This is a genomic window from Aeromonas sp. 600886 (assembly GCF_049174935.1).
Lineage (GTDB): Bacteria > Pseudomonadota > Gammaproteobacteria > Enterobacterales > Aeromonadaceae > Aeromonas > Aeromonas veronii_A.
This window is the reverse complement of the sequence record NZ_JAAKUB010000029.1, coordinates 29,871-49,449: the sequence shown is the minus strand read 5'-3', so window position 1 is coordinate 49,449 and position 19,579 is coordinate 29,871. Positions and strand designations below refer to the sequence as shown.

The following is a 19,579-nucleotide window of genomic DNA, read 5'->3' as shown; positions in this document are numbered from 1 at the left end:
TGTTTCTCGGGTGCAAGCCCGCTTTTTGGGGAGTCATACCATGACATTTAGCGTTATCGGCAATCTGGCCATCGCCGCCATCTTGCTGTTCTTTCTCTACCGGTTACAGGAAAAACATGTGAGCTTCACCCGCCGGGTATTTGCCGGTCTGGGGCTCGGTATTCTGTTCGGCGCCGCGTTGCAACTGCTTTACGGTGCAGGTTCGCCCGTCATTGTTCAGACCATCGACTATCTGGATATCGTGGGTAGCGGCTATGTGAAGCTGCTGCAGATGATCATCATCCCGCTGATCATGGTCTCCATCATCAGCGCTATCTTGAAGCTCAATGGCGGCACTGCGCTGGGCAAGATCAGCGCCATGACCATAGGCGTGCTGATCTTCACCACCGCCATCGCCGCCGGGGCGGGCATTCTGATGTCCAACCTGTTTGGCCTGACCGCTGAAGGGCTCACCTCCGGTGCCGCCGAGAGCGCCCGTGGCGCCGCGCTGCAGACCACCCTCGGTAGCGTCGAGAGCATGTCGTTCGCCAAGATGATGCTGGAGTTCATTCCCGCCAACCCCTTCCTCGACATGACCGGGGCCCGCAAGACCTCCACCATCGCCGTGGTGATCTTCTCCATCTTCATCGGCCTCTCCGCTACCGGCATCGCCCGCAAGAAGCCGGAGATCTTCGCCAGCTTCAGCCACTTCGTGGCCGTGGCTCATGCCATCGTAATGCGAATGGTGACTCTGGTGCTGCGCCTGACCCCGTTCGGCGTGCTGGCGCTGATGACCAAGGTGGTCTCCGGCTCCAACTATGCGGATATTCTCAACCTGCTCAGCTTTGTGATGGCCTCTTACGGTGCCATCGCCATCATGTTTGTCGTGCACCTGCTGCTGGTGAGCATGGTCGGCATCAACCCGCTGCGCTTCCTCAAGAAGATCACGCCGGTGCTGGCGTTTGCCTTCACCTCGCGCACCAGTGCGGGCTCCATCCCGATGAACGTGCAGACCCAGACCAAGTCGCTGGGGATTCCGGAGGGGATCGCCAACTTCGCCGCCTCCTTCGGTTCCACCATCGGCCAGAACGGCTGTGCCGGTATCTATCCGGCCATGCTGGCCGTGATGATTGCCCCGACCGTCGGGGTCAACCCGATGGATCCCGGCTTTATCATGACCGTGATCGCCATCATCACCGTCAGCTCCTTCGGGGTGGCCGGCATTGGCGGCGGCGCCACCTTTGCCGCGCTGATCGTGCTCTCCGCGCTGGACTTCCCGGTGGCGCTGGCCGGTCTGCTCATCTCCATCGAGCCGCTGATCGACATGGGTCGTACCGCGCTCAACGTCTCCGGCTCCATCACCGCAGGGACGGTCACCAGCCGCCTGATGGGCGAGACCGACATGCATGTGTTCAACAGCGATCACGAAGTGAGTCTGGACGGCGAAGAGTCCACCGTCTGATTTGCTGTCGGTTGATCTGCCCGTGGAAAGGGGTGACTCTTTCCCGTCATAGACCGCAGGGAGGGCATGCCCTCCCTGCGCCATTGAGAGGAAAAACTATGAGAATTCTGATCATCGGTGGCGAAGCCGCCGGTATGAGTGCGGCGGCCAAGGCACGCCGTCTGGCCATCGATGCCGAAATCGTGGTGTATGAGGCCTCCGAGGTGATCTCCTTTGGTGCCTGCGGCCTGCCTTACTTCGTCGGTGACGAGTTTCAGGAGCCCGGTTACATGGCCGAGTTCACCCCCGAGCAGTTCGCCGCCAAGGGGATCGAGGTCAAGATTGGCCATCGGGTGCTGAGCGTTGACGCAACTGCCCAGACCTTGGTGGTGGAGCATAACGGCGACACCTTCACCGATCGCTACGACCGGCTGATGATCGCCACCGGTGCCCGCGAAGTGATGCCCCCCATCCCCGGTTTGCAGCAGCAAGGGGTATTCGGTCTGCGCCGGATGGCCGATGGGTTGGCATTGAAGGCGGCGGTGCAAGACAAGAACAATCGCCGCGCCGTGGTGATCGGCTCCGGCTTTATCGGGCTGGAAGTGGTCGAGGCGCTGGTCCATCAGGGTAAAGAGGTGCGTCTCATCGAACTGGCGGATCGAGTCATCCCCGATGCGTTTGATGGCGAGATCACCCAGCACATCGAAACAGAACTGCGCGAGCAGGGGGTATCTCTCCATCTGGGTGAGCGAGTTGAAGCACTGCTGGGGGATGGTCGGGTGACCGGCGTGCGCACCAGCCAGGGCGAGTACGAGGCCGATATCGTGGTGGTCTGCACCGGGGTGAAGCCCAACACCGAGTTTCTGGCTAATACCGGCATCGAGCGGCTCGGCAATGGTGCCATCAAGGTGGACCGTCAGGGGCACAGCTCGCTGGCCAACGTCTGGTCGGCCGGCGACTGTGCCAGCGTCTGGCACAGCGTAAAGCAGCAGCAGGTCTATGTACCGCTCGCCACCATCGCCAACAAGCTGGGGCGCATGGTGGGTGAGAACCTGGCCGGGGCCGAGCAGGAGTTCCCGGGTACCCTCGGTTCTGCGGCGCTCAAGGTGTTGGGGCTGGAGGCGGCCCGTACCGGCCTCTCCGAGCAGGAAGCCAAGGCGATGGGCATCGACTATCGCACCGTGGTGATCAAGGACAAGTGCCACACCAACTACTGCCCGGGTCAGTCCGACATTCACGTCAAGCTGGTCTACGAGGCGGGCAGCAAGCGGCTGCTGGGCGGCCAGATCCTCGGTCGCAAGGGGGCGGTACACCGCATTGACGCTCTGGCGGTGGCCATCACCATGGGGGTGACCACCGAGCAGCTCGGCATGCTGGACTTTGCCTACGCGCCGCCCTTCTCCCGCACTTGGGATGCCCTGAACGTGGCGGGCAACGTCGCGAAGTAACAGGCGCTGGTCAGGCGGAAAATGAGAAGAGGCGGCACAGGGGGCCACCTCTTCTTTTTGTTTAAAGCTGCCTCAGGGATTGGCAGGGGGATCTTGCCGCTCCGGCTTGCCTGTCGCCGGTTTGCTGCCGACCAGCACGGCGCCGAAGAAGATAAGCGCAACACCTGCCGCCTTGCTTGCCACCAGCGGTTCGGCAAAGACCGGCATGCTCACCGCCAGCAGATAGACCAGCCCGTAACTGGTGCTGAGCAGTGGGTAGGCGATATTGAGCGGTGTGGAGTGCAGCGCGGCCAGCCAGCAGAGCAGCGATAGCCCGTAGCAGAGGATGCCGATGACGATGGTGAGGAGTGGCAGGGGGTGAGCCAGCATCACGGCGGGATCGGCCTGCCATGCAGGGAGGCTGATCGCTCCCCACTTCATGCAGAGCTGCGCCACCGTCACCAGCACTATGCTGCCTAACACGTAGAGATAGCCCTTCATCGCAGGCCTCCCAGCAGCAGGGCGCCGACGATGATGGTGGCAGCCCCCAGCCAGTTGTGGCTGCTCACCGGCTCGTGGAAAAAGAGGCGTGAGCCGAGCAGCACCAGCACCAGATTAATGCTGAGCATGGGGTAGGCCATGCTCAGCGGCAGTCGTTGCAACAGATAAATCCAGAGCAGCATGCCACTGCCAAGTGCTGCCACGCTGGCAACAAGCCAGGGGGAACGCAGCTTTTGCAGGTGGTTACAGGGGTTACGCTGCCAGCAGATAACGGCCTGCTTTTGCAGCATCTGGCCGCTGCTGGTCAGCAGGCACACCAGTAATAGCAGCACTATATCCATCAGCGTACTCCATGGTAGATGAGCAGGGTCAGCCGGTGGCTGACGAGGGTCTCGTCGGCAGGGGGCAGAGGGCCGGTCTCTCCGTCGTGATCGGTCTTCATCAGCAGGGCAACTTGCCCCTTCTCGCGCGCTTGTGCCAACCATCTCGGGAACTCTGCACGGGCAACATAGCGGCCCTTGGCATCCGGATAGCCCAGGCCGTAAGCTAGCTCTCCTTTGTCGTCGAACAGCATGATCTCGCCGCGCCGTGTGCTCCGGGCGAGAGCGGATGCCAGTCCCGGATCGCTGGCCAGCAGAGTCTCTGAACCCTGCAGCACGGCCTGATTGGTCTCGATGAAACGCTCTGGCAGCTTTGAGTCGATCAGTGATTGCGGCAGCGCCCAGGGCAGGCCGATGGCCAGTATCATGGGGCAGAGCGCGCTCAGGACCCAGCGGCGACTGACCGCCTGCAACTGGATGAGTCCGAGCAGGGACCAGCCGATAAAGATGGCCATGGCCACCGACAGTGCCCCGTGATCCTCTTCACCGTAGATGGCTTGGTCGCGGGATAAAGCCAGCACGGTCAGCACTACCAGTCCGATGAGGCCGAACAGGCCGTTCAGCCAGGCGTTGAGTTTGAAGGCCCGCTCTTTACCTTCCTTGATTTTGTCCACGGCGCTGGTGGCCATCAGCATGGCCAGCGGGGCGAAACAGGGCAGGATATAGGTGAGCAGCTTGCCTTTGGCAATGCTGAAGAAGAGCAGCGGCAACACCACCCAGGCCAACAGATAGAGGGTTTCCGGGCTGTTCTTGCGCGCTTGCCATCCTTGCTTCAGTGCCCCCGGCAGCAGGCCGAGCCAGGGCAGGGTGCCGAGCAGCCCCATCGGCAGGTAGTACCAGAATGGCGCCTTGTGCTGCGCATCTTCCGAGGCGAAGCGCTGGATGTGCTCAATCCAGAAGAAGTAGTGCCAGTAGTCCGGCTCGCGCAGGTGTACGGCGATGGCCCAGGGGGCGACCAGCAGAGCCGCGCTAAGGATGGCCAGCGGCCCGAAACATACCAGCTCGCGCAGGCGGCGCTGATAGATGGCGTAGGGCATGATGGCTACCACGGGTACCGCCAGTGCGATAAAGCCTTTGGTGAGAAAGCCCATGCCGCAGGCGAGGCCGAACAGCAGATAGCCTGCCACTCTGCGACCGGGCGGCCCTTCTTGCCGGATGAGGTAGAAGCTCACCATGGCGGCATTGAGCCAGAGGGTGACCATGGCATCCAGCACGCTGTAGGTGCCGATGCCGTAGACGATCAGGGTCGAGAGATAGATCAGGCTGGCGAACCACGCTGTACGCCGGCACTGCCACAGCTGCAGAGCGAACCAGAAGATCAGCAGGGCGCTCAGGCCGGTGGCTGCGGCCGAGGCGAAGCGGACCGCAAAGTTGCTCTCGCCAAACAGCAGCTGGCTGAGGCTGTTGAACCAGTAACCGGCGATGGGTTTCTCGAAGTAGCGCAGGCCAAGGAAGTGGGGCACCACCCAGTCACCCGTGGTGATCATCTCCCGGCTGATCTCGGCGTAACGGTTTTCGTCCGGGCTCCACAGCATCCGCTGGTTGAGTGGCAGCAGGTAAAAGGCGAGGAAGAAAAGGGGCAGGGCCCATCGGGTCATCTTCATGAGATTCTCTGTTGCAATCTGGCGAGCGGGTTCATGGCGTCATCTTGCAACCGAGCCACCCTTCGCGTCCTGGCAGGGAGCCGCGCAGCAGATGGCTGGTCGGCAAGAGGGCTGGGTCGGGGGGAAGCAGGTTGCCAAGGGGGATGAAGTGGATGCCGCGCGACCTGGCTTCATCGAGCAGGAGATCGAACTGCTCGGCCATGACGATCCCCTCCACCTCGGCGTGGATGGTGTAGACATGGGGGCCCGGTTGCGGTGCCGCAGTCAGCTGCTCCAGCAGGAAGTGGTTGAAGCGCTCGGCCGTCACCTGGCTGCCAATCACCTCGTCAAAGGTGGGCAGGTTGACCGGGATCTGCGGGGTGCCGGGCCGACCATCCTCCAGAATGGGACGGAACAGGCCGCAGCCACGGCAGTCACTGTTGTAGCGAAAGCCGAACTGCTCCTTGGCCTGGGTGGTGAGGGGATCGGCTCGCCAGCCGGCGGCGGCGGAGCAATCCACTTCGCGCCCCAGGATCTCGCTCAGGGCATCGACTCCGAGCCGGGTCTGGCGGATCAGTTCGGCTTCGTCCCAGCGACCGGTATTGGCCTGCCAGCCGTGGTGATCCCAGGCATGCAGCCCCACCTCATGGTGCGCCTTATCGGTGTCGCGCATCAGGGAACCCAGCTCTCTGCCGATGGACTTGCCGGGCCAGGCGGTGCCAGCCAGCAGGATATCGAGCCCATAGAGGGATGCGGCGTTGGAACGCAGCATCTTGAGCAGGAAGCGGGGTTTTAGCAGGCGCCACAGGTGGCGCCCCATGTTGTCCGGACCGACCGAGAAGAAGAAACTCCCCTTCACCTGATGCTTGTCGAGCAGTTGCAGCAGGCGGGGAACCCCGTCACGGGTTCCCCTGAAGGTATCGACGTCGATCCGCAGACCCACTTCAGTCATGCTCGACTCCCGTCGTGACCGCCCCCTGCAGGAAGAAGTCCAGCGTCTTGCCGATGGTCTCTTCCATCTCGATGGCCGGTTCCCAGTCGATCAGCTTGCGGGCATTACGGATGCTCGGGCGGCGGTGGGAGACATCCTGATAGCCGTCGCCGTAGAAGGACTTGCTCTCCACCAGATTGAAGCCGGCAAATGGCGGGAAGTGGTGGCGCAATGGGTGGGCCTCGAACTTGGCGAGCAGCACCTCGGCCATCTCGCGAATGCTCGCCTCGTTATCCGGGTTGCCGATGTTGATGATCTGGCCGTTGCAGCGATTGCCACTGTTTTCGACGATGCGGAACAGGGCTTCAATGCCATCCTCGATATCGGTGAAGCAGCGTTTCTGGGCGCCGCCATCCACCAGCTGGATCGGGGTGCCGTCCACCAGATTGAGGATCAGTTGGGTGATGGCGCGGGAACTGCCGATGCGGGCAGAGTCCAGGCTGTCGAGGCGTGGGCCCATCCAGTTGAAGGGACGGAACAGTGTGAAGTTGAGCCCCTCTTTTTTGCCGTAGGCCCAGATCACCCTATCCAGCAGCTGCTTGGAGACCGAGTAGATCCAGCGCTGTTTGTTGATGGGGCCGACGATGAGGCGGGATTCATCTTCGTCGAAGCTGTGGTCGTCGCACATCCCGTACACCTCGGAGGTGGAGGGGAAGATGATGCGCTTGTGGTACTTGACGCAGTAGCGGACGATCTTGAGGTTCTCTTCAAAGTCGAGTTCGAACACCCGCAGCGGGTTGCGGGTGTACTCGATGGGGGTGGCGATGGCCACCAGCGGCAGGATCACGTCGCACTTCTTGATGTGGTACTCGATCCACTCGGTGTGGATGCTGATGTCCCCCTCCACGAAGTGGAAGTGGGGGTGGCCGATGAAGCGTTCCACTGCGCTGGAGCCAATATCGAGGCCATAGACCTCGTAGCCGCCATCCTTGAGCAGACGCTCGGTGAGGTGGTTGCCGATAAAGCCGTTGACGCCGAGGATCAACACCCGGGTCAGCCGTGCCTTGCGCATGGCCTTGCTCGCCTTGTCGCCGATCTTCATCCCTTCCATCAGCCCCAGCTCGCGGGCAAGTTGGGCGCCGCGTACATAGAGCCCTCCTTCGGCCTGGCCTGTCAGGATCTCCAGCACCCCTTCACCACAGGCCACCTGCAGCGGGTCGTGGGAGAGAATGGTGCCCGGCTGCTGGTCGCTCTGGATCGCCAGCGGCTTTGCCTGCCAGACCGTCAGCTTGCGATCACCGGCGAAGCTGAAGGCTCCCGGGTAGGGCTGGGTAACGGCACGTACCAGGTTATAGAGATCCCTGGCGGGCTTATCCCAGCGCAGCTCGCCATCGGCCGGGGTGCGGCGACCATAGTAGCTTGCCTTGCTCTCGTCCTGCGGGGTGAAGGTGGCGTCACCGCGCTTGAGTTTGACCAGCTCCCCTTCCAGCAGGGCGCGGGCTGCCTGGCGCATCTTGCCATGCAGGGTCAGCGCGGTGTCATCGTGGGCAATGGTTACTGCCTGTTGGGCAAGGATATCGCCGGCATCGGCACGGGCTGTCATCCGGTGCAGGGTCATGCCGGTTTCGCGTTCGCCGTTGACCAGACACCAGTTGATGGGCGCCCGGCCACGATAGGCAGGCAGCAGGGATCCATGCAGATTGAAGGCCCCGACGGTCGGGATATCGAGGAGTTCCTGCTTGAGCAGGTTGCGGTAGTAGAAGGAGAAGATGGCCTCGGGCGCCAGTTCGCGGATACGCTCGACCCAGAGCGGGTGGTTCACGTCTTCGGGAGAGTAGACCGGCAGGTCATGTTCGGCGCAGAGCTGGGCCACCGAACCGAAGAAGCGGTTCTCGCCCGGATCATCGGCGTGGGTGAAGACCGCCTGGATCTGATAACCGGCCTGAAGCAGTGACTCGATACCGGTGCAGCCGATATCGTGATAGGCAAAGACGACAACGTTCATGATTGAGTTTCCTGTTGCGAAGCATCCGGTGTGGAGCGAACGATTTGGTGAATGAAGTAGCGGGGGCGGGCGCGCACATCGGTATACATGCGGCCTATGTACTCACCCAGCAGCCCCATCCCGATCAGCTGTACGCCGACAAAGGTGAAGAGAATGGCAAACAGGGTGAAGACGCCATCTGCTGCCCAGTCGGCGCCCAGTAACAGACGCAGCAGCAGCAGCAGGATCGAGAAGGTGAAGCCGATCCCCGCCACCAGGCTGCCAACGATGCTGAGCAGGCGCAGCGGGGCCGTGGTCATGCAGGTGACCAGATCGTACATCAGGTTGATAAGGTGCATCAGGCCATATTTGGATTCGCCGTGGGCCCGCTCGGCGTGGCCCACCTCCAGCTCGGTGGTGCGGCGGGCAAAGCTGTTGGCCAGGATGGGGATGAAGGTGCTGCGCTCCTGACAGCAGAGCATGGCGTCGATGATGTGGCGGCGATAGGCACGCAGCATGCAGCCGTAGTCGCTCATCTGGACGCCGGTGGCCCGCTGTACCGACTTGTTGATAAAGCGTGAGGCTGTCTTGCGAAACCATGAATCCTGCCGGTTGCGGCGGATGGTGCCGACCACGTCATACCCTTCCATGGCGGTGGCGACCAGCCGCGGGATCTCTTCCGGCGGGTTCTGCAGATCGGCATCCAGGGTGATCACCAGATCCCCTGTTGTCGTCTCGAAGCCGGCCATGATGGCGGCATGCTGGCCATAGTTGCGGTTGAGCAGCACGGCGACCAGCTTGCTCCCTTCGCGATTGGCGGCTTCGCTGATGATGGTGGCGGATCGGTCGTTGCTGCCGTCGTCGATCAGGATCACTTCGTAATCCTGGCTCAGCTGCTCGCAGGTGTCGGTCACCCGTTGCAGCAGTTCCGGCAGGCTCGCCTCCTCGTTGTAGACGGGGATGATGACTGAGACCCGTTTGATGTCGTTATGGTTCACGTATTGTTACTCCAGTATGTCGGTCAGGGCTGCCACAACCCGATCCACGTCGGAGAGCGTCATGTCGGGGAAGAGGGGCAGGGTGCAGAGCCGTGACGAGTTCCACTCTGTGTTGGGTAGCGAAAGATCCGGATAGCGCTCCCGGTAGTACTTCTGGGTGTGGGCGGCGCGAAAATGCAGGCCACTGCCGATGCCTCGCTCCTGCAGCGCCTGCATCAGCTGATCGCGATCGAGGCCGCACTGCTCGGGGTCGACCCGCACCATGAAGAGGTGCCAGGCATGCAGATGGGGGTAGGTGGGGATGGCCAGCGGTGCCAGCGGCAGGTTGGCCAGACGTTCATGGTAGCGAGACACCAGTTCGACCCGCTTGGCATTGAGCTCGGGCAGGCGGGCCAGCTGCACCAGGGCGATGGCGGCGTTGATGTCGGCCAGGTTGTATTTGAAGCCCGGCATGATCACCTCCGCCTGCGGCTTGCGTCCCTGCGTCATGCGGTCGAAGGCATCGACTCCCAGGCCGTGAAATTTCAGCATGCGAGCCTTGTCGGCCAGCGCCTGGTCATCGGTCACCAGCATTCCTCCCTCGGCACAGGTAAGATTTTTGATGGCGTGGAAAGAGAAGATGGCGGTGCCGGTTTCCCCGACCCAGCGCGCGCGATAGCGGGTGCCGACTGCATGGGCGGCATCTTCGATGACTGGAATATCGTGCTGGCGACCCAGGGCGAGGATGGGGTCGAGGTCGACCGGTGCCCCTGCGTAGTGGACCGGGATGATGGCCCGGGTGTTGGGGGTGATGAGCGGCGCTATCTGGTCGGCGCTGACCATCAGAGTATCCCTGTCCACATCGACAAAGACCGGGGTGGCCCCCAGCAGGGTGATGATGTTGATGGTGGAGACCCAGGTCTGGGAGGGCGTGATCACCTGGTCACCCGGGCCAATCCCCAGCGCCATCAGGGTGACATGCATGCCCGCGGTCGCGGAGCAAAGCGCGACCGCATGCTGGCAGCCAAAGGTCTCGCAGAAACGCTGCTCCAGCTCATGATTTTTCGGGCCCGTGGTGATCCATCCCGATTGCAACACCTCGCTGACGGCACGGATCTCGGCCTCGCCCATGGCAGGCTTTGAGAATGGCAGAAAGTCTTTCATACGACTCCGGTCTTAATGTCGCAAAAAATAAAATGACGATGAAAATCTGCATTGCTGATTTTCACTGGAAATATGCTTGGGGAAAGTGTCGAGATTGCTCGATATATTTTGAAAGTAGCTGAATAACGAGTTTTTATTCAAGCGCACAGCAACACTTGGTAACAATTACTGCCGTTTTGATGGCGTGGCTTAATATGGAAATATCTCGTAACAAAAAATCGCTTGGCTTTATTTTAGGTTGGTGTTTAGCCACTTTTTTGACTGTCGCCACCTAAATCATCTGCTATTGCTCAACAGGTTGGGTGTCATTCAGAATTGACATTGCTTGTTACAAATTGCCCGTAGTGCAATTGAGTAAAGGATGTAAAGTTTCCATCATTACGCATTATGGAAAAATCGTTATGAATATCACAGTGTTTGGCAGTGGCTATGTCGGACTGGTACAGGCAATTGTATTGGCAGATGTAGGGCACCAGGTTGTTTGTATCGATCTCGATGCAGATAAAATAAATAGATTATCCCATGGCGAATTACCAATATATGAGCCGGGACTGGATGTGTTATTACACCAGACATTGCAAAATGGCTCGCTGACATTCAGCACGGATATTCCCATGGCGGTTACCCATGGTGACGTGCAATTTATCGCCGTCGGTACGCCCCCTGATGAGGATGGTTCGGCCGATCTGAGCGCCGTCAGGGCGGTGGCGAGATCGATTGCCCAGCATCGCGCAGATGAGGTGATCATCGTCAACAAATCCACCGTGCCGGTTGGTACGGCAGACAAGGTGTTTTACTGGGTCAGGGAGCAGCAGGCCGAACTTGGCAAGCAGTTTGAATTCGATGTGGTCTCCAATCCGGAATTTCTGAAAGAGGGGGCGGCCGTCAGGGATTGCCAGCGCCCGGATCGCATTGTTATCGGCACCGGCAAGGAGCGTTCCAGAGCCGTGATGCGCGAGTTGTATGAGCCATTTAATCGCAATCACGACCGCATTCTGTTTATGGATGTTCGCAGTGCCGAGCTGACCAAGTACGCCGCCAACTGCATGCTGGCCACCAAGATCAGCTTTATCAACGAGATGGCCGGGCTGGCCGAGCGGGTCGGTGCCGATATCGAGCTGGTGCGGCAGGGGATTGGTGCCGACCAGCGCATCGGCTACCAGTTTATCTATCCCGGTTGTGGTTATGGCGGATCCTGTTTCCCCAAGGATGTGAGGGCATTTCTGGCGACTGCAGCGGCCCTCGACTACGACACGCCGCTTATTCGTGCGGTGGAGCGGGTCAACGAGCGGCAGAAGTTCAAGCTCTTCGACACCCTGGCCTGCCACTTTCACGAGCGAGGCGAGTCGCTGGCGGGCAAGACCATCGCCATCTGGGGACTCGCCTTCAAGCCCAATACGGATGACATGCGCGAAGCGCCGAGCCGGGTGTTGATGGAGGCGCTCTGGCAGGAGGGGGCCCGGGTGCAGGCCTTCGATCCGGTGGCGATGAAGGAGGCACAGCGTATCTATGGTTGCCAGCCCGAGCTGTCGCTGATGGGGACCAGGGAGGCAGCGCTGGCGGGGGCGGATGCGTTGGTCATCTGTACCGAGTGGAACGAGTTCAAGGCGCCCGATTTTGCCCAGATCAGGAAGATGCTGGCGCACCCCCTCATCGTCGATGGTCGCAATCTCTACGATCCGCTCAAGATGAAGGGGCTGGGCTTTTCCTACTATGCCATCGGGCGTGGGGAGACCATTACAGAAGGTATGAGCCATGCAGAGTGCTGATATTTCGGAGCGCACGCTCTGCTGGATGTTGCTGCTGGTTACGCTGGTGCTGCTGTTTGGCCAGTTTGACCATCAGCTCTGGACCCCTGACGAGCCGCGTGAGGCAGCCATTGCACTCGAGATGTACCGCAATGGCGATTGGGTGGTACCGACCCTTGGCGGGCACAGCTTTATCGAGAAGCCGCCGCTCTTCTATATGGCCGCTCTGCCGTTTCTTGATGGGTTTGAATCCTGGCTGGGGGTGACCAATAGCCTGCGGTTGGCGGGCGTGGTCTGGGCGGCGGGTATGCTGCTCTTTACCGGCCTGCTGGCCTATCGCCTGCTTGGCAATAGATCGGCCGCGATCTGGTCGGTGATCGCACTGGGCACCATGGAAGGATTTATCATCAACACGCACTGGATTAGAACGGACAGTGCGCTTGCCTTCTTTGTCATATTTACCCTTTGGGCATTTTCAGAATATTACCTTGTAAGCAGTCGGTGGATGGCGATACTGGCCGGAATAGGGTTGGCGGGCTGTTTTATGGCAAAAGGTCCTATTGGGCCACTGACAGTTTTTTTTGGCTGGTTCCCGCTATTCTTCTTCGCTGCAAGATGTGCCGCCATCGACAAAAAACTGCCAGGATTTATCTGGCAGCATCTGCTGATGCTGCTCTGTTTTATATTGCCAGTGGCAGCGTGGATTCGTGAATTAATTAATCATGTCGATGGCGATGCTTTATGGAATGAGTGGTTCTGGCAGAATCAGGTAGGCCGCCTGACAGGCACCTCGACCGAACTCGGCCATATCAAGAAAGGGGCATATCTTTATTATTTATTGGGGATGGCTGAATATACCATCCCCTGGTTGCCATTCATTTTCTATTGGGGTTGGCAAACCATCAAACAGCGACGCTGGAGTCGTGAGAGGTTATTTCTGTTGTGCTGGGCAGTGGGCACCCTTTTGCTGTTAACCCTCTCATCCACCAAGCGCACCCTCTATCTTTTTCCGTTGTTGCCGGTATTTGCCATCATGCTGGGTCAGGTCAGCCTGAACTGGCCGGGATGGACGGCTCGCTATGGTCGGGGATGGCTCTGTTTCATGCTGCTGTTCTGTGTCGTGGTCATAGGGCTACCTCTGCTGGGCCCTTCACTACCGGTGGCCAGTCATGTTCCGGCAGACGTGCTACAGGTCGCCAGCAAGCTGGGGTGGCGTTATATCCCCGCCAGTATGCTCTTCGTGATTGCGCTGGCGCTGTTGTTGCGGCGCAAGGAGGTGCATGGCGCTACTCATGTTGCCAGCTCGGTGGCCATCATGTTTCTGCTCACCTTTACACTGGTTTACCCCTTGATCGATGCCGCCAAGGGAGTATCGGGAAAGATGGCCCGGTTGCTTGAGGGAATACCGCTCGAGAAGCGGGATCGCATCGCCGGCTGGCAATTGGGGGAGACGGAGCTTGGTCTGCTCTCTGCCTATGAGCAGATGCAGGTAATGAATCTGGACAGGGAGAAAGTGAGGGATGTGGTTGCCTGTCGTGATGCCCGGTTTGATGCCGTGTTGGTCAATGGTACGGCCGGGGAGAGGGTCAAGCTGCTGGAGGGGATTCCCTATCAGTTGCTGGCCCAGACCGCTCTGCGCTCGGACAAGGGGCAACTACTGACTCTGGTGGCAGGATTACAGTGCCATTAAGCCATCTATTCCCATTCAGGGGCACTGTATGAGGCAATATGGCCGTGTGGTGACGGTTCCGCTCTTCCCGGCCTGGCGTCGGGCTGACAGCGGGTTTGCAACCCTTGGTGATAAGCGAACTTCACGATGCGGCCATCTCGCAGGTGGCTAATGAATGGGATAGATGGGGTGTGAGGGGCCGCGACCGCTATGGGTTGCAGGAACTTCACCCAGCCGGATTGGTGGATTGCAAAGATAAAAAAACCGATGCCTTGGCATCGGTTTTTTTATTACCGGTTGTTCCGTATCACTCAGCCACGGCCGAGGCGGTTCTCCGGGTAGTTCTTGGCCAGCACTTCGCGGGCGTGCTTGGCCAGCTGCGGCATTTTCAGGGCGTCGTAAGACTCGACCATGATCTCCAGCGCTTTCTCGGTTTCGGCTGTGTCGGGGTAGGTCTCGACAATCAGCTTGGCCCGGTTGGCGGCCGCGACCAGTGCATCACGCTTCACGTAATACTCGGCCACGCTCAGGTCATATCGGGCCAGACGATTCTTCAGGCCAATCATGCGGGCGCGGGCATCGGCGGCATAGACACTGTTGGGGTAGTTCTGCAACAGGGTCTTGAAGTCCTGGAATGCCTGACGGGCATAAGCCGGGTCTTTGTCGTCCCGATCGATACCGAACAGGCTCTGGAAGAAGTTGTAATCCGCCGCCATGTTGGTCAGGCCGCGCATATAGAAGACGTAATCGATATTTTTATGCGCCGGATTGAGGCGGATAAAACGGTCGATATTGGCGATCGCCTGAGCGGTATCATCCTGCTTGTAGTAGGCATAGATGAGGTCAAGCTGCACCTGGTTGGAGTAGGCGCCGAACGGGTAGCGAGAGTCCAAAGCCTCCAGCAATTCAGTGGCTTGCACGTAATTGCCAACGTCCAGTTTGAGGCGTGCTTTCTGGTACAGGGTCTCCGGCGGTTCGTCGGGTACCTTGGGTTTGGTGCTGGAACAGCCTGTGATCAAGGTAGCGACCAAGGCGAGCGACATCAGCAGGTGAGACTTCTTTCCCATCAACAACATCCGGTCCATTTCCACGAAATTGGCAAAGTATCCGTTATGCTTGGCTAAAAGAAAAGCTAGAATACCCGGATTATTTCGAATTGATACCCCCCGCTCAAGAGACCATACATGAGCCAGCATATTGAACTGACAGGCGAATTCCAGGATCACCAATTCGGGCAGCGACTCGACCAGGCCCTGGCCGAATTGTTTCCAGACTACTCCCGCACCCGCATCAAGGAGTGGATTTTACAGGACAGAGTGACCCTGGACGGTCAGGTTGCCAACACCCCGCGCGAGAAGATTCTGGCCGGGCAGCAGGTGCATGTGAATGTCGAGCTGGAAGATGATACTCGTTGGGATGCCCAGGATATCGAGCTCAACATCGTTTATGAAGATGAACACATTCTGGTGATCGACAAACCGGCCGGACTGGTGGTTCACCCGGGTGCAGGTACGCCGGATGGCACCATCCTCAACGCCCTGCTGCACCGCTACCCCGGCATTGCCGAGGTACCCCGCGCCGGTATCGTGCACCGTCTGGATAAAGACACCACAGGTTTGATGGTGGTTGCCAAAACCGTACCCGCCCAGACCCATCTGGTGGAAGCGTTGCAGGCGCGCCAGATCACCCGTGAGTACGAAGCGATCGCCATCGGTCACATGACCGCAGGTGGCACTGTTGATGCGCCCATCGGCCGTCACCCGACCCAGCGTACCCATATGGCCGTGGTGCCCAATGGTCGTCCTTCCGTAACTCACTACCGGGTTCACGAGAAGTTCCGTGGCCACACCCGTCTGCGTCTGCGTCTGGAGACCGGCCGTACCCACCAGATCCGTGTCCACATGGCGCATATCAAACATCCGCTGGTGGGTGATCCAGCTTATGGTGGTCGTCTGCGCCCGCTGCGCAACGCGACCCCCGAGCTGACCCAGGCACTGCGCAACTTCAACCGTCAGGCGCTGCATGCCACCATGCTGCAACTGGCTCACCCCATCACGGGTGAAGTGATGCAGTGGCATTCAGCTACACCGCAAGACATGGTGGAGCTGATGGAAGTGCTGCGCGCGGATACTCTCGCCAATCCGGATGATTTAGTCTGGAACTGATGCGATAGGGCCTGCTGCGTCGGTTTCTGGCGTCATCCGGCCCGAACAGATGCCAAACGGGGTTCCCTTGCAGGAGCCCCGTTTTTATATCGGTGAATTGAAGGAGTCACAGATGAAATGGATCGAACCCGACTGGCCAGCCCCGGCGTGTGTCAGGGCGTTGTCGACCACCCGGGATGGCGGCGTCAGTGAAGGGGTCTTTGCCGGCCTCAATCTGGGTGCCCACGTGGGGGATGAACCGGTGCGAGTCGAGGCCAATCGTGCTCGCTTGCAGCAGGCGGCCGCCATCCCGGGGCCCCTCAACTGGCTCAATCAGGTGCACGGCACCGTGGTTCATCCGGTCAGCAGCCATTATGAGCTGGCGCCGGATGCGGATGCCGCCTGCGCCCATGAGGCGGAGCTGGCCTGCATCGTGATGACTGCTGACTGTCTGCCGGTGCTGTTCTGCGATCGGGCAGGTACCGTGGTCGCAGCGGCCCACGCAGGCTGGCGTGGACTGAAAGAGGGCGTGCTGGAGGCGAGCATCGCCGCCATGGGCTGCGAGCCGGGCGAGATCCTGGCCTGGTTGGGCCCGGCCATCGGCCCCACTGCATTTGAAGTGGGTGGCGAGGTGCGCGAAGCCTTTATGGCGGAGCAGGCTGAAGCGGTCGCGGCTTTCGTGCCTTCCGCCAACGACGGCAAATGGTTGGCGGATATCTACCAGCTGGCCCGGCTGCGCCTCGCCCGTGCCGGCGTTACCGCCGTCTATGGCGGCGAATACTGCACCTTCAGCGATAGCGAGCAGTTCTACTCCTATCGTCGCGACGGCCAGACCGGCCGGATGGCCTCCCTCATCTGGTTGGCCCGCTAAGCAATCACCCGCCAAGTAATACCCCGTCTCTCTCAAGACCAGAGCCGTATGAGAGAGGCGGGGCTCCTGCCCTCTCCCCGCTTTGCAGAAAAAATAACCAGCCCATGCCCTTGAAATAGCCCGTACGGGCCTCATCTTTCATCTCAGAAAGTTATGTTGTTTGCCGCGCAAGCGGCGTCTGCCTGTTTGAAGGGGGAGTGCAATGCGCCTCGATCGCCTTACCAGCAAATTCCAGATTGCTATTTCCGATGCCCAGTCTCTTGCGCTGGGTCGTGACCACCAATTCATCGAACCCGTTCACCTGATGACCGCACTGGTCAATCAGGATGGCGGCTCCATCCGTCCGTTGCTCACCTTGACCGGGATGGATATCAATGCCCTGCGCTCCCGCCTTGGCGAGGAGCTGGATCGCCTGCCGCGTGTCAGTGGTGTGGAAGGGGATGTGCAGCTCTCCAACGGCCTCGGCCGCCTGCTCAACGTCTGCGACAAACTGGCCCAGCAGCGCAAGGATCAGTTCATCTCCTCCGAACTGTTCGTGCTGGCGGCCCTCGACGAGAAGGGCACGCTGGGCGAGCTGCTGCGTGCTCAGGGGCTGACCAAAGAGAAACTCGAAGCGGCCATCGACAAGGTGCGTGGCGGCAAGAAGGTGGAAGATGCCAACGCCGAGGAGAACCGTCAGGCGCTGGAGAAGTACACCATCGATCTGACCGAGCGGGCCGAAATCGGCAAGCTCGACCCGGTGATCGGCCGTGATGACGAGATCCGCCGTACCATTCAGGTGCTGCAACGCCGCACCAAGAACAACCCCGTGTTGATCGGTGCTCCCGGTGTCGGTAAAACCGCCATCGTCGAGGGGCTGGCCCAGCGCATCATCAACGGCGAAGTGCCGGAAGGGCTCAAGAACAAGCGGGTGCTGTCGCTGGACATGGGGGCGCTGGTGGCCGGGGCCAAGTATCGCGGCGAGTTTGAAGAGCGGCTCAAGGCCGTACTGACCGATCTCGCCAAGGAGGAGGGCAACGTCATCCTCTTTATCGACGAGCTGCACACCATGGTCGGCGCCGGCAAGGGCGAAGGGGCCATGGACGCGGGCAACATGCTGAAACCTGCGCTGGCCCGTGGCGAGCTGCACTGCGTCGGTGCCACCACCCTGGACGAGTATCGCCAGTTCATCGAGAAGGATGCCGCGCTGGAGCGCCGTTTCCAGAAGGTGCTGGTGGAAGAGCCGACAGTCGAAGATACCATCGCCATCCTGCGCGGCCTGAAAGAGCGTTACGAGCTGCACCACCATGTGCAGATCACCGATCCCGCCATCGTGGCTGCGGCCCAGCTGTCCCACCGCTATATCGCAGATCGCCAGCTGCCGGACAAGGCCATCGACCTTATCGACGAGGCGGCGGCCAGCATCCGGCTGCAGATCGACTCCAAGCCCGAGGCGCTCGATCGTCTCGAGCGGCGCATCATCCAGCTCAAGCTGGAGCAGCAGGCGCTGATGAAAGAGGACGATGACGCCAGCCGCAAGCGTCTGGAGCTAATCAATCAGGAGATTGGCGAAAAAGATCGGGAATACAACGAGCTGGACGAAGTGTGGAAGGCCGAAAAGGCCGCCCTTGCCGGCACCCAGCACATCAAGGCAGCGCTGGAGCAGGCCCGTCAGGATCTCGACGTGGCGCGCCGGGCAGGCGACCTGGGCCGGATGTCCGAGCTGCAGTACGGACGCATTCCCGAGCTGGAGAAACAGCTGGATCTCGCCACGCAAGCCGAGATGCAGGAGACCAGTCTGCTGCGCAACCGGGTCACCGACGTGGAGATTGCTGACGTCTTGGCCCGCTGGACCGGGATTCCGGTCGCCCGCATGCTGGAAGGTGAACGCGACAAGCTGCTGCGGATGGAAGATCAGCTGCACAGCCGGGTGATTGGTCAGGAGGAGGCGGTCGATGCGGTCTCCAATGCCATTCGTCGCTCCCGTGCCGGTCTCTCCGATCCGAATCGCCCCATCGGCTCCTTCCTGTTCCTGGGGCCCACCGGGGTGGGCAAGACCGAGCTGTGCAAGGCGCTGGCCGAGTTCCTGTTCGATACCCAGGATGCCATGGTGCGGATCGATATGTCCGAGTTCATGGAGAAACACAGCGTGGCCCGTCTGGTGGGGGCGCCTCCCGGATACGTGGGTTATGAAGAGGGCGGTTATCTGACCGAGGCGGTACGCCGTCGTCCCTACTCGGTGATCCTGCTGGACGAGGTGGAGAAGGCGCACCCGGATGTGTTCAACATCCTGCTGCAGGTGCTGGATGATGGCCGCCTGACCGATGGTCAGGGCCGTACCGTCGATTTCCGCAACACCGTGGTCATTATGACCTCCAACCTTGGTTCGGATCTGATTCAGGAGCACCACTCCGAGAAGGATTACGACGAGATGAAGGCCATGCTGATGGATGTGCTGACCCGCAGTTTCCGGCCGGAGTTTATCAACCGGATCGACGAGACGGTGGTGTTCCATCCGCTCGGCGAGGAGCACATCAAGTCCATCGCCCGGATCCAGCTCAAGAGCCTGATGTGCCGTCTGGAGGCTCAGGGTTACGAGGTGGAGGTGAGCGAAGCGCTGCTCAACAAGCTGGTTCACGCCGGGTTCGACCCCGTCTACGGGGCACGACCCCTCAAGCGGGCGATCCAGCAGAAGGTGGAGAACCCGCTGGCGCAGGCGCTGCTCTCCGGTCGCATCGTTCCCGGCAAGAAACTGCTGCTGGGAGCCGACAGCAACGGCCTCACCATGACCCAGTAATGGG

At 60.3% G+C, this 19,579-nt stretch carries 15 protein-coding genes; 7 read left to right on the top strand and 8 right to left on the bottom strand.

Going from position 1 to position 19,579, the window contains the following annotated elements; all coding sequences use genetic code 11:
* Positions 1–40 precede the first annotated feature (40 nt).
* The gene (locus G5179_RS18550; RefSeq protein WP_421258879.1) at positions 41–1,441 is read left to right on the top strand and encodes an L-cystine transporter; all 1,401 of its coding nucleotides are present in this window, start codon (positions 41–43) and stop codon (positions 1,439–1,441) included.
* Between the two features lie 98 nt (positions 1,442–1,539).
* A complete protein-coding gene (locus G5179_RS18545) occupies positions 1,540–2,868 on the top strand; it encodes a CoA-disulfide reductase (protein ID WP_421258878.1) in 1,329 nt (442 codons plus the stop codon).
* Between the two features lie 72 nt (positions 2,869–2,940).
* On the opposite strand, the gene arnF is transcribed toward G5179_RS18545, so the two are convergent.
* Genes arnF through arnB form a run of 7 tightly spaced genes read right to left on the bottom strand, consistent with a single transcriptional unit; the run spans position 2,941 to position 10,367 of the window.
* Positions 2,941–3,348, bottom strand: coding sequence for a 4-amino-4-deoxy-L-arabinose-phosphoundecaprenol flippase subunit ArnF (gene arnF / locus G5179_RS18540; protein WP_216952260.1), 408 nt, complete (start codon positions 3,346–3,348; stop codon positions 2,941–2,943).
* Positions 3,345–3,689: an EamA family transporter gene (locus tag G5179_RS18535; protein ID WP_216952259.1), complete on the bottom strand. Its 345-nt coding sequence runs from the start codon at positions 3,687–3,689 to the stop codon at positions 3,345–3,347. The genes arnF and G5179_RS18535 overlap by 4 nt, the downstream gene beginning before the upstream one ends.
* Complete coding sequence (gene arnT / locus G5179_RS18530) at positions 3,689–5,332, bottom strand: lipid IV(A) 4-amino-4-deoxy-L-arabinosyltransferase (RefSeq protein WP_421206351.1); 1,644 nt, start codon at positions 5,330–5,332, stop codon at positions 3,689–3,691. Before arnT ends, G5179_RS18535 begins: the two co-directional genes overlap by 1 nt.
* Before the next feature lie 31 nt (positions 5,333–5,363).
* A complete protein-coding gene (arnD, locus tag G5179_RS18525; RefSeq protein ID WP_216952257.1) occupies positions 5,364–6,263 on the bottom strand; it encodes a 4-deoxy-4-formamido-L-arabinose-phosphoundecaprenol deformylase in 900 nt (299 codons plus the stop codon).
* Positions 6,256–8,247 (bottom strand): bifunctional UDP-4-amino-4-deoxy-L-arabinose formyltransferase/UDP-glucuronic acid oxidase ArnA, encoded by a 1,992-nt coding sequence (gene arnA, locus G5179_RS18520; protein ID WP_421258877.1) that lies wholly within the window; start codon positions 8,245–8,247, stop codon positions 6,256–6,258. The genes arnD and arnA overlap by 8 nt, the downstream gene beginning before the upstream one ends.
* Positions 8,244–9,224 (bottom strand): undecaprenyl-phosphate 4-deoxy-4-formamido-L-arabinose transferase, encoded by a 981-nt coding sequence (gene arnC, locus G5179_RS18515; protein ID WP_421258876.1) that lies wholly within the window; start codon positions 9,222–9,224, stop codon positions 8,244–8,246. The genes arnA and arnC overlap by 4 nt, the downstream gene beginning before the upstream one ends.
* Before the next feature lie 6 nt (positions 9,225–9,230).
* The gene (gene arnB, locus G5179_RS18510) at positions 9,231–10,367 is read right to left on the bottom strand and encodes a UDP-4-amino-4-deoxy-L-arabinose aminotransferase (protein WP_421258875.1); all 1,137 of its coding nucleotides are present in this window, start codon (positions 10,365–10,367) and stop codon (positions 9,231–9,233) included.
* Between the two features lie 401 nt (positions 10,368–10,768).
* Here arnB and G5179_RS18505 point away from each other — a divergent pair, with 401 nt between their 5' ends.
* Together G5179_RS18505 and G5179_RS18500 are read left to right on the top strand one after the other, a co-directional pair.
* Positions 10,769–12,136: a UDP-glucose dehydrogenase family protein gene (locus tag G5179_RS18505; RefSeq protein ID WP_421258874.1), complete on the top strand. Its 1,368-nt coding sequence runs from the start codon at positions 10,769–10,771 to the stop codon at positions 12,134–12,136.
* Positions 12,123–13,805 carry an ArnT family glycosyltransferase gene (locus G5179_RS18500; RefSeq protein ID WP_421258873.1) on the top strand — a complete coding sequence of 561 codons (1,683 nt, stop codon included), beginning with the start codon at positions 12,123–12,125 and terminating at the stop codon, positions 13,803–13,805. The genes G5179_RS18505 and G5179_RS18500 overlap by 14 nt, the downstream gene beginning before the upstream one ends.
* A gap of 290 nt (positions 13,806–14,095) precedes the next feature.
* On the opposite strand, the gene G5179_RS18495 is transcribed toward G5179_RS18500, so the two are convergent.
* Positions 14,096–14,851, bottom strand: a complete 756-nt coding sequence (locus G5179_RS18495; protein WP_019446583.1) for an outer membrane protein assembly factor BamD — start codon at positions 14,849–14,851, stop codon at positions 14,096–14,098.
* A gap of 117 nt (positions 14,852–14,968) precedes the next feature.
* Between G5179_RS18495 and rluD the strand changes: the two genes are divergently transcribed.
* The 3 genes from rluD (at position 14,969) to clpB (ending at position 19,575) form a co-directional block, all read left to right on the top strand.
* Positions 14,969–15,949 (top strand): 23S rRNA pseudouridine(1911/1915/1917) synthase RluD, encoded by a 981-nt coding sequence (gene rluD / locus G5179_RS18490; RefSeq protein WP_005339771.1) that lies wholly within the window; start codon positions 14,969–14,971, stop codon positions 15,947–15,949.
* A 112-nt stretch (positions 15,950–16,061) separates the two neighbouring features.
* Positions 16,062–16,799 carry a peptidoglycan editing factor PgeF gene (pgeF, locus tag G5179_RS18485; protein WP_421258872.1) on the top strand — a complete coding sequence of 246 codons (738 nt, stop codon included), beginning with the start codon at positions 16,062–16,064 and terminating at the stop codon, positions 16,797–16,799.
* A 202-nt stretch (positions 16,800–17,001) separates the two neighbouring features.
* Positions 17,002–19,575 carry an ATP-dependent chaperone ClpB gene (gene clpB, locus G5179_RS18480; protein WP_421258871.1) on the top strand — a complete coding sequence of 858 codons (2,574 nt, stop codon included), beginning with the start codon at positions 17,002–17,004 and terminating at the stop codon, positions 19,573–19,575.
* Positions 19,576–19,579: the final 4 nt, after the last annotated feature.